This window comes from Streptomyces sp. CC53 (assembly GCF_001865245.1).
GTDB lineage: Bacteria > Actinomycetota > Actinomycetes > Streptomycetales > Streptomycetaceae > Streptomyces.
The window spans coordinates 38,317-48,669 of record NZ_MKXB01000097.1 but is presented as its reverse complement, the minus strand read 5'-3'; the positions used below and the strand labels follow the sequence as shown (position 1 = coordinate 48,669).

The following is a 10,353-nucleotide window of genomic DNA, read 5'->3' as shown; positions in this document are numbered from 1 at the left end:
GGGGGTGCGGATGAGGCCGGTGTGCAGGTCGACGATGCCGGCGGGGGTGCACAGGGCGTAGGGGTCGGCGTCGAGGAGGGCTGCGTTGAGGACCATGCCGGGGGCGGATTTGGCCTGGGTGAGCATGGCGTTGATGCCGGAGGTGCTCAGGGCCCGGCGGCGGTGCTTCCGCAGTGCGTCGGTGGTGTGGATGCCGCGGGGGTCGTTGGCGGCGATGTTCTCGCCCAGGTCGCCGGCGGCCCACAGGACGGTGTCGTCCTCGTCCATCTGCCAGCGGGTGGTGTCCCACCGGTACCAACCCAGGCCGGGGACGTGGCGGAAGTCGTTGGCGTAGAGGCGGACGAAGAGCTTGGCGTTGCCGCGGTCGGTGAGGGTGTCTGGGAGCAGTCCCTCGGCGGTGGCCGGCCCGGCGGAAGCGGTGGGCTGGGGGTTGTGGCTCTGGGCGGGTACGGGCGGCCTGCTGGCGAGGATCTGGGCTGCGACGGAGTGGGCGTCGAAGTCGAAGAGGAAGTTGTCGCTGCCGCCGGTCGGGGTGGTCACGGGCGGCTCCTGGGGTGCAGGGGGCGGCGGGTCCCCGCGGCCAGACCGCTGCGGATGATCTGCTGGGAGCGGCGTTCCTGGCCGGGGCGGGCGATGAGGGCGGCTTCGGTGAGGATGCGCTCCGCGTCCTGCTGGGTGAGTTGTCCGGCGGCGACGAGGCCCCCGGCGGTGTAGGCGGCCCGGTTGAGCTTCTCGGTGAAGCCGGCGTTCTCGGGGACTGTGGCGCAGGCGGTGACATCGGCCAGCACGGTGGTGAGGGCCTTGGTGGCGTGGTCGCGGCCGCCGCCGGCTGCGATGACGGCCTGCCGGGCGCGTGGCGGGACGGGGAGCGGGGCCGGGATGTGCGCGGCAGGCAGGTGGTGGGTGCGTTCCAGCTCCAGCGCGAGCCAGGCGGGGAGCGGGGCCGGGAGTCGGGCGGCGCCCAGGGGGGTGTAGGTGCCGGTTTTGGTGGTGGTGCCGGGGGCGATGATGTAGCCGCCGTGGGCGCGTACGTCGATCTGCCAGGCGAGGGCCCGGGTGGGGCTGGTGCCGGTGGAGCACTGCCAGGGGCGGGAGTCGGTGGTCCGGTACCAGATGTGCAACCCGCCGGAGGGGGTACGTACGCGCAGGGTCGTGGTGTCGTCCGCGGGGTTGGGCGCGCCTTCGAGGGCGGCCAGGACGGCGAGGCTGTGGAAGCCGGTCGTCATGGCGGAGACGTCCACGTCGTCAGCGATGGCGATGCCCGGGAGGAGCCGGTTGCGCGACGGCGGGGTGGTGGGGTGGGCGTCGATGTCGATGACGACTAGGTTGGCGGGCCCGCAGGCGACCCCGACGCCGAAGGCCGGGTTGGCGCCCCACCACTGGTGGATGCGCGTCATGTCGAGGGTGGCGGCGTGGAACCCGTGGCACCAGCGACCAGCGGCGCGGCAGCCGCAGTCAGCGCGGTCGTGGCGAGGGTCCCGGCACACGGGGCAGTTCGCCGCCGGGGTCTTCCGTCCGGGGGCCAGCGGGTGGACGGGCCAGCCGTTGCTGGCGCACCAGCGGGCGATGGCGAGCGACTCAGCGACTGGACGGGAGGTAGCGGAGTCTCCTGAGTCGCTGCGGGAAAACCGCAGCTCAGCAGGCATATGACTCCCCCATCAGCGACTGAAGCGACTCAACGACGGACACAGACTAGCGAAAACATGGCAGGAGCCCCGCATCTCTCCTGACCTGGCGCCCGAACGTGTCGGTAGCGACCGGGGTCAGCGACTGAACCGCAAGCGCAGCTACCGAAGGCATCTTCGGTAGCTGTTGAGTCGCTCACTCATCACCGCAGGTCAAGACCGGTAAGGAAGATCAATCAGCGACTGAAGCGACTGAACTTTCCTATATATAACGCACACGCGCACACGCATTACAGCTCATATACCCGGACCTTGAGTCGCTTCAGTCGCTTCCCTCAGGCTGCAAGAGCTCTGACCTGCACCTTTAGCCAGCGACCGAAGACGCGCAGAGTCGCTGCCCTTCGGTCGCTGCCCAGGCAGGGCAGACGGTCGGTCCAGCGACCCAAGCGACTGAAGCGACCCACTTATCCGGGAGGGGCATGGACTGCCTCTCTCGGGAAGGGTGTCGGAACGCGGCGGGGATGCAAGGCCGGCGCCGTCCCAGTCTGGATGAGCTAGACCTCGATGTAGGCGACGATTATGCTGGCGTGCAGCGCGGTGACGAAGTACAGGACGCGCACGTGCTCGGTACGCGAGCGAGCCCCAGACCACATCGGTCCGGGGCTCGCCGGCTGTTCGGGGGCGGCTGCTACAGGTCGAACTCGAGGTGCTGGACGTCCGTGAACCGGACCTCTTCCAGGCTGCCGGCGCGGCGGCCGCCGTCCTGGAAGTACACCTCCTTGAGTCCTTCGGCCACGATCTGCTGGAGCTGCTGGTCGGTGGCGCCGGCCTCCTGGGCCTCGAAGAGGCGGGCCGCGTACTGCGGGGGCAGGGCGACGGTCAGGTGTCGGACGCGGTCCTCGTCCGTCGACCCGATCGGCGCGGTGTAGCCCATGCGGGCCCGGGTGTCGATGACGATGCCGCCGGTGGTGGCCGCCTTCTGCCGGGCCTTGGCCCGGATCTGCGGCTGCCACCGCTTCTTCACCTCGCGCTCCAGGCGCGCGGCGAGTTCGGGCCGGGGCTTCTTGATCTGGTCCTTCACATACCGTTCGACGGTGCGCTGGGAGACCCGCAGCATCTGGGCGACTGCCTTGGTGCTCTTGAGCTGCTTGACCAGGTAGCGCATCTGCGCGCCGGCCGACTTCGGTGCCGGGCGGGTGAACGCCTTCTGCACTGCGGCGTCCAGGCCGTCCCCGAACAGGCTCATCGTGGTCTTCTCCTACTCTCCGTTGTCGACGTCGGTGACGGTGCCGTCCTTGATGTACCGGGCGAGGTTGAGTTCCGGGGCGTCGAACCGGTCGCGGACCTCCTCGCCCCACAGGACGCTCTGAGTGCCCTCGTGCTTGACCAGGCCCGGGTTGATGCCGAGCTTGAAGCCGCCGGGCAGTGGCTTGCCGTCCCGGTAGGGCAGGAAGTCCAGCGGCGAGGGCCCGTTGGCCGCGTACACGACGCAGTCGGACAGGATCGCCACCGGGTACTGCCCAGTGAACGCCGCATGCTTGACGATCTTCCTGTGCAGGTTGATCCGCGTGCGGGAGATGACCGCCGCGCGGATGTCCGGCCGCCACGTCGGACGGGACAGGGCACGCCACGGCTCGCCGGGCCGCCAGCCCTCCCCGCGCGGGCGCTCGCGCAGCTTGCCCAGGCCGCCCTTCACCGTCGCCTTGACCGCCGAGACGACGATCGCCAGCTCCGGGTCACGGGCCTTGTAGCCGTTCATTGCGGCGAGGAAGTCGCCCGGGGCGAGGTCGGCGTCGACGCCGAGGTCGGCCATCGTGGCGAGGTAGGCGTCACGGAGCCGGTTGTACCAGCCGTCCAGGTAGCGGCCGTTGTCGTACCGGACCCACGCCTCGATCGGCCGCACCTCGTAGCCGAGCTCCTGGGCGTACGCCACGGTGGGCGTCGCGTACCAGGCCGGGCCCTCGGGGCGCTCGCCCTTCGGCGTGAACGGGGAGGGCAGCAGCGAGCCGTCCAGCTCCACCCACTCCTTGCCAACCTTCACCCGGGACAGGTCCACGTGGGAGAGGTCGACCAGCCACGAGCCGGGCAGCTTCGGGTCGAACGCCGGGGCGTTGACGTGCGTCGCCTCGCCCAGGCCGACGTTCAGCCCGTTCGCGCCGGCGGCGAAGGCCATGTTGACGTCGATGCCGACCAGGTGCCGCAGGGTGCACTCCGCGTCGGTCATCGGCCGCGCCCAGTCGTACGCCTCCTCGAACAGCTTCTCGCCGGGGCCGCGCACGTGAAAGCGCGTCAGGTCCTTGAGGACGGGGTGGCCGTCGGGGACCTCGCACGGCGGCCAGTTCATCGGGTCGATGGCGTCCTTGCCGAGCGAGCCGGGGTTGTGCTCGGAGTGCCGCTTGCCGTCGGCGTCCGGCTCGGAGGCCCAGGTCGGCGGGTGCAGGGCGGTCATCAGCTCCAGGCCGGTCACGGCGGTCGAGCCGCGCGGCGTCATCACACGGGAGGCGTACACGCCCAGGACGCGGGCGAGCTCGGCCGGCGGAAGCTGCCCGGCCTCGCCCCAGTGCCGGGTGTCCAGCGCGTTCCACGACGGGATGCACAGCTGCACGCACGCCCGCTCCGAACCGGTCGCGGGCCGGTAGATCCGCGCCCACGGCCCGAACCCGCGCTTCGTCAGCTTCCACTCCGCGCGCACGAGCTGCTTGATGACCTTGTGACCCTCCGGCAGGCGCCCGGCGAGCCGCTCCTCCTCCGTGAGCGTGACGGGCAGGCCGTAGCGCTCCAGCGCGGCCTCCGTGAGCACGAGCAGCGGGTCGGCGTCCTTGCCCGGGCCGGACAGCCTCGGCTGCCCGAGCTTCGCCTCCTTGAGCGTCCAGTCCACCAGGGACGGCAGGGACTTGGCGGGCACGTCCAGGACCAGGCCGCCGACGCAGTACGCCAGCACCTTCCCATCCTCGACGTCGACGACCGCCAGCGGCCCGTTCTCGAACCGCGGGTCGGTGCCGCCCGCCGGGGTACCGGCCGGGGCCGCCTTCCGCGCGCCCGGACGGCGCGACGTCGACGACGGCCTGGTGGTGCGCGCCGGACGCGGCGCAGCCGCCGGAGCAGCGGCAGCAGGAACGGAGCTGGTCTGGGTGTTCTCGTTTGCAGTCATGTCCGCAGCCTCGGACGCCTGCCCTGTGGACAGAGTCCGCACTTCCGCCGGAGCGGGCGTGCCGGTGAACGTCGCCGGTACCGCGGGGGCGGCCGGCTCCTCCGTCACCGAGGAAGCGGGGTAGAGCTCGGCGAGCTTTTCCAGCAGCCGCGCGTACGCCTCGCGTTCCGGACCACGCGGCTCGGTCGGCTTCTTCGTCGACTCCCAGCCGGACACCGTGGCGCGGCGCACCTTCAGCGCGGCGGCGACTTCATCCAGCGTCAGGCCGTGCGCGACCCGCAGCCGCTTGCGCTCCTCCGCCAGCGGCAGCGGAGAGCGGGACGCGACCAGCGCGTCGACCGCGTCGAACAACTCGGACATGGAATACCTCCTGACCGACACCCTACCCCATGAACCGTACGGAACGCGTATGGATCGCGTACGAGCTTCGTACTTTCAGCGTACGCCTGCTATGTTGACCTTGAAGTGCGAACAGCTCTGCTCGGTCCCGACCGCGCGAGCTCGAACGGCATGGAGGACTGGTGGGGGAAGGCGGCCTTCTGAAGGCGTTGTCCGAGTCAGAGAGCCGCCAGGTGCTCGAGCAGGTGATCATTCCGGCGGCCACGACGGGAGCCGTGCGCCAGTCCCGTCCGGTCGCTGTGGTTGTCGCCGGGCAGCCGGGCGCAGGGAAGACCGCTATCGCCGACCTCGTTCAGGCGGCTCTGGACCGCCGGGGCGGCGCCGTACGGATCTGCCGCGACCTCTACAAGGCGGCGCACCGCCGGTACGCAGAGCTGCTGACCGCCGATGTCCGCACCGCCGGCGTCCAGGTGCGCCCGGACACGAGCCGCTGGCAGGCCGCGGTCGAAGATTACGTACGCGCCTGCGGCTTCGACGCGGTCATCGAGTCGGCCCTCGCCGATCCGCAGGAGTTCCGGACGTCGTCGTACGCGTACCGGCGCTCCCGGCACCGGATCGAGGTGGTCGCGGTCGCGACGGCCGAGGCGTGGAGCCAACTCGGGCTTGTGGACCGCTTCCTGTCCGAGGCGATTCAGGGCGGCGGCCGGTACGTGTCATGGGAGAACCACGACACCTGCGCCCAGCAGATGCTGGCGACACTGGCGGTCATCGAGGCCGAGTACCTGGCCGACCGCATCACCGTCGTACGGCGCGATGGCACCGTGCTGTACGACAACGAGCTCGTCGACGGCATCTGGCGGCGTCGGCCGGCGGCCGAGCGGGCGGTGGCGTACGAGCGCTCCCGTCCCTGGAGTGCCCAGGAGACCGCCCTCTTCCGCCGGGACCTCGCCCGGACCGATCAGCGGCTGCACCGCGACCTCGACTGCGAGGACCGGCGCCTGGCCGTCCAGCGGGACGCCGAACGCGCCGCCGCGCTCGCCGAGCCCGTACGGCGCATAGCCCAGCCCCGACGGCGCGCGCCCGGCGTCGACTACCACCGCCTCTCCGCCGACGAGCACCGATGGGTCTTCGACGAGCTGATCGCCCCGTCCTACCTGAGCGGCATCATCACCCGGCCCGATCCGCGTGCCGTCTACGTGCTGGGGCAGCCCGGGGCGGGCAAGCTCCTGGCCGCGAGGATGGTGCGGCGCGCTATGCGGCCGGGCACGACTCATCTGATCGGCGACGACTTCAAGGCCCAGCACCCGGACTACCTGCGGCTGCTGCGCGAGGATCCCCGCCGTGCGGGAGCGGCGATCAGGGCGGATTACCGGGCCTGGTTCACCCAGGCCGAGCAGTACGTGCGGGAGCGGCGCGGTGACGTCCTGATCGAAGGCGCGCCGGGCAGCGTTGAGGAATTCCTCGCCAGCGCACTGCCGTACGCGGCCAGCGGCTACCCGGTCGAACTCGTAGTCCTGGCCGTCCGCGAGGCCGACAGCCGTCAGGCCACCGCGCTGCGCTACGCCCGGTCCCTGCAGATCGGCCTCACCCCCAGGTTCAGCACGCGCTCGGGGCACCGGACCTGCTTCCACGCGCTCACCGATGTCGTCACCGCCGCCGAGCGCCATCCGGCGATCACCGCGATCACGGTGATCCGGCGGGACGGCCGTGCCCTGCTGCGTCACGAGGCCGGCGGCGCCGGGAGCGCGTCATGGGCCCTGGCGGCCGAACGGGCACGCCCGTACACCGAGCAGGAGGCCGCCGCGTTCTTCCGCCTCCACCACGGTCTGTGGCGAGCGCTCCCCCAGCACCGTGACGAACTGGAGGAGATGGTCGCGCTCGCCCGCCCGCTGATGCCGCCCGGGATGCAGCCGGCCCGGATCGACCGGCCGCACCCCTCCCTGTGGCCGCTGCCCGTCCTGCTGAGGGAGCCGGTCTACGAGGCGTCGAGGTCCTTCAGCCGGGCCGCGTAGACCTCCGTGATCCGGGCCGCTTCATCCGGGTCGGCGGTCGCAAGCTGCTGCTGGTCGGCGAGCGCGGCTTGACGGCCGGCCCGCAGCTCCTCGATCCGCTCCTCATCAGGCACCGGGGAGCGCTGCTCGGCGAGGAGCTGGTCGTTGTACCAGCTCACCACCGCCCGCACGGCGTCCGCGGCCTGCGCCTCGACGCCGCCTTCCAGACCGGAGAAGTCGGGGCTGTCGGACATGGCTACCACCTTCGTGTTGATCTTGCCCGGAAACGGTCATTGTCTCCCTGGCCGATTCCGGTGGCACCCCGCCGCGACGCGCCGCGTCCGCGTCCGGAATGCCTTCGCGCCCTCCCACCTCCGGGGGATGCTGCTCCCAGGGGCCTTACGCGCGGCGTAGGTTGGCCCGAGGTGATCATCGAATCGGGGGGTTGGACGTGGCAGGTCGGGATCTGCGGGCGCTGTTCAGCACGAACGACCGCGGCCTGGAGGCCGGAGACGCGTTCACCAACCGCCAGCTGCAGTGGGAGCTCGTGGCCGCCGCGCTCAGCGAGCACCTGCGGCACACGGCCGATGCGGCCTTCGACGTGGAGGACCTCGAGGCGCCGCGCGACAACGTGCTTGCGTTCCACGGGGTCGGCGGCATCGGCAAGACGACGCTGTCCCGCAAGCTGGAAGCCGCACTGGCCAGCGCCGACCGGCCCGCGCAGTGGGGCGAACCCACCTGGGCCGGCGAGCGGATCCTGCCCGTACGCATCGACCTGTCCCGCTCAGCCGGCACCGACTTCGAGCAGCTCGTCCTGACGATCCGCGCCGCGCTCAGCACGCTCGGCCGCCCGCTGCCCGCCTTCGACGTGGCCCTGCGCCGCTACTGGGAGCAGCAACACCCCGGCGAGAGTCTGGAGGAATACCTTCGCCGCGGCGGCCTGGTCGGCCGGTTCGGCAAGGCCATGCCGCAGCAGATGCAGTCCGCCATGGCCGACGTCGCCCAGGCCCTCCTCCTGCCCGGCAGCATCGGCACCGCCGTCGGACAGGTGACCGGCTCCCTCGTACGGGCACTGCGAGAGCGGCGGCAGACCGTACGCGCGCTCGCCCGCTGCGCGCGGCTCGCCGACCTGCTGGAGGCCGAGCCCGACGTGGAGGCACTGTCCTTCTATCCGCACCTGCTGGCGTGGGAGCTCGCCCAGCTCCCGGCCGACAAGCGCGTCACGCCGGTGATCCTGCTGGACACCTTCGAGGACGTCGGCGACCGCACCCACCGCGACCTCGAGCGCCTCATCCAGCGGGTGGTGTGGCTCATGCCCAACGCCTACTTCATCGTCACCGGCCGCTCCCGCCTGCAGTGGGCCGACCCGGCCTTGCAGGGGCAGCTCGACTACACCGGACCCACCGCCTGGCCCGGCCTGGCCGGCGCCGCCATCCCCGGGGCGCGTACGCCCGGAACGAGCGCAGCAGGCCGCGGGCGGCAGGTGCTGATCGGCGACTTCTCACCCGAGGACTGCGACGACTACCTCGCCCACCGGCTCTCCCGCGACGGCCAGCCCCTCCTCAACGCGCCCATCCGGCAGACCATCACCGACCGCTCCCACGGCCTGCCCCTCTACCTCGACCTGTCGGTACTCCGCTTCCTGGAGATCCGCCGCACCCGCGAGCCAGTCCCGGCCGACTTCGACCACGACTTCGGTGCCCTGATCGCCCGCACCCTGTCCGATCTCACCCCCGACGAACGGCACGTCCTGCGCTCCATCAGCCTGCTGGACGCCTTCGACCTCACCCTCGCCACGGCGGCCGCCGGCCTGGGGCACGAAGCTCCGGCGATGCGGCTGATCGAGCGGCCGTTCGTCCGCGAGAACCCCTTCGGGCTGTGGCCCTACCACCTGCACGGCCTGATCCGCTCCACCATCCGCAGCGCCGACGACGCCACCGACGACCGCTGGTCGGCGCGCGACTGGCAGCAGGCAGCCGATCGAGCCCTGGCCGCCCTCGGCGCCCAATGGACCGCACACACCGGGCGGGATCGGATGCTTTTGGTCGGCTGCCTGCGTCAAGGTCTCCCCCTTGCCAGGGACTTCCAGCTCGACCTCGGCTGGCTCGCCGACGCTGCCTGGGCGTACGTCAGCGACTCCGTGTGGGAGCCCATCGCCCCACCCGCCCGACCGGACGGCACCGGCGGCATGGAGACCGCGGCCGACGCCCTCGTCGAGCTGCTCGCCGCGCTCGCCCGCCGCCAGCACGAGCACCGCTCCGCCACCGTGTCCCGGCTCACCACGGTCGCCGAAAGCCGGCTGCTGCCGACCGAGCTGCACGAGATGGCCGTCTACTACCTCGCCAAGGCCCACCGCGACCTCGGCAACTCCGCCGCCTCCCGCCAAGGGATGCAGCTCGTCGCCGACGGCGGCGGCCGCCTCGCCCCCGCCGCCCGCCGCGGCCTGGTCCACCTCGCCCGCCTCGCCGGCGACTTCCCCACCGCGTACGACACCGCCCAGACCCTCGGCTGGGCCGGACGCCAACACCGCGTCGAAGGCGACATCCTCTGGCCCCACGGCGACATGAACCGGGCGGCCACCGCCTACGCCGCCGCCCGCGATCAAGCCGAACAGCACGGCGTCGCCGGAGAACGCGCCACCAGCCAGGCCCAGCGCGCGCTCGTGCTCGCCTTCACGGACCCCGACACCGCGGACGACGAGCTCCATCTCGCCGAGCAGCTCCTCACCGGCCTGGACCTCCGCGCCACCAACCTCACGGTGAGGATCGCGTCGCTCGTCCGTGACACGGGCGCCCTTCCTGGTCTTGAGGCCGCCCGGGCGCTGCGCGCCGAGATCCGGGACACCGGCATCACCGCGGCCGAAGCCGTCCTCGAACTCGCCCTAGCCTTCCATCACGCCGTCCAAGGCGAGGAGAACAAGGTCCGCGTCGTCATCGACCGGCTGCGTGAACTCGCCGGGACCGGCGACTACGCCTACTACGCCGACATCGCCCACTTCATGGCCGGCCTCCGCCTGCCCGACGGCTCCTCCGCCCACTGGCTCGACGGCCAGGAGGCCGTCCGCGCCCGCTGGCAGCAGCTCGTCCAGACCCGCCGAGCCCAGATCCGCAACGCCGGGTAACCGCCACCCGACATCGTCAGTGCGATCACCCGGTGGGCCGCCCTGCCCGCCGTTTCCACTGGAAACGGCTAGCACCCCCGAGCCCGGCAAAAGCATTGACCACACCTGTCGTGGAGGGTTGGATGG

General features: G+C 71.7%; 6 protein-coding genes and 1 pseudogene. 2 read left to right on the top strand and 5 right to left on the bottom strand.

What is annotated here, in order from left to right; translation table 11 throughout:
- The 4 genes and pseudogenes from BJP40_RS08620 to BJP40_RS08605 form a co-directional block, all read right to left on the bottom strand.
- Window positions 1-540, bottom strand: a pseudogene (locus BJP40_RS08620) (DNA primase); the annotation flags it as partial.
- Window positions 537-1,646 (bottom strand): bifunctional DNA primase/polymerase, encoded by a 1,110-nt coding sequence (locus BJP40_RS08615; RefSeq protein ID WP_079171023.1) that lies wholly within the window; start codon window positions 1,644-1,646, stop codon window positions 537-539. The gene BJP40_RS08615 and the pseudogene BJP40_RS08620, both read right to left, overlap by 4 nt.
- Window positions 1,647-2,313: 667 nt before the next feature.
- A complete protein-coding gene (locus BJP40_RS08610; RefSeq protein ID WP_071279878.1) occupies window positions 2,314-2,871 on the bottom strand; it encodes a DNA-binding protein in 558 nt (185 codons plus the stop codon).
- 12 nt (window positions 2,872-2,883) lie between these two features.
- Window positions 2,884-5,136 (bottom strand): helix-turn-helix transcriptional regulator, encoded by a 2,253-nt coding sequence (locus tag BJP40_RS08605; RefSeq protein ID WP_071279877.1) that lies wholly within the window; start codon window positions 5,134-5,136, stop codon window positions 2,884-2,886.
- A gap of 212 nt (window positions 5,137-5,348) precedes the next feature.
- On the opposite strand from BJP40_RS08605, the gene BJP40_RS08600 reads away from it, so the two are divergent.
- A complete protein-coding gene (locus BJP40_RS08600) occupies window positions 5,349-7,127 on the top strand; it encodes a zeta toxin family protein (RefSeq protein WP_256220682.1) in 1,779 nt (592 codons plus the stop codon).
- On the opposite strand, the gene BJP40_RS08595 is transcribed toward BJP40_RS08600, so the two are convergent.
- Window positions 7,091-7,360, bottom strand: coding sequence for a hypothetical protein (locus BJP40_RS08595; protein ID WP_071279876.1), 270 nt, complete (start codon window positions 7,358-7,360; stop codon window positions 7,091-7,093). The genes BJP40_RS08600 and BJP40_RS08595 overlap by 37 nt on opposite strands.
- A 197-nt stretch (window positions 7,361-7,557) precedes the next feature.
- On the opposite strand from BJP40_RS08595, the gene BJP40_RS08590 reads away from it, so the two are divergent.
- Window positions 7,558-10,227, top strand: coding sequence for an ATP/GTP-binding protein (locus BJP40_RS08590; protein WP_071279891.1), 2,670 nt, complete (start codon window positions 7,558-7,560; stop codon window positions 10,225-10,227).
- The last annotated feature ends 126 nt before the right edge of the window (window positions 10,228-10,353 follow it).

What these genes read in the sequence shown, in the direction of transcription:
- BJP40_RS08595 (WP_071279876.1), bottom strand. Translation starts at nt 7,360, where the DNA reads ATGTCCGACAGCCCCGACTTCTCCGGTCTGGAAGGCGGCGTCGAGGCG.
- BJP40_RS08605 (WP_071279877.1), bottom strand. Translation starts at nt 5,136, where the DNA reads ATGTCCGAGTTGTTCGACGCGGTCGACGCGCTGGTCGCGTCCCGCTCT.
- BJP40_RS08615 (WP_079171023.1), bottom strand. Translation starts at nt 1,646, where the DNA reads ATGCCTGCTGAGCTGCGGTTTTCCCGCAGCGACTCAGGAGACTCCGCT.
- BJP40_RS08610 (WP_071279878.1), bottom strand. Translation starts at nt 2,871, where the DNA reads ATGAGCCTGTTCGGGGACGGCCTGGACGCCGCAGTGCAGAAGGCGTTC.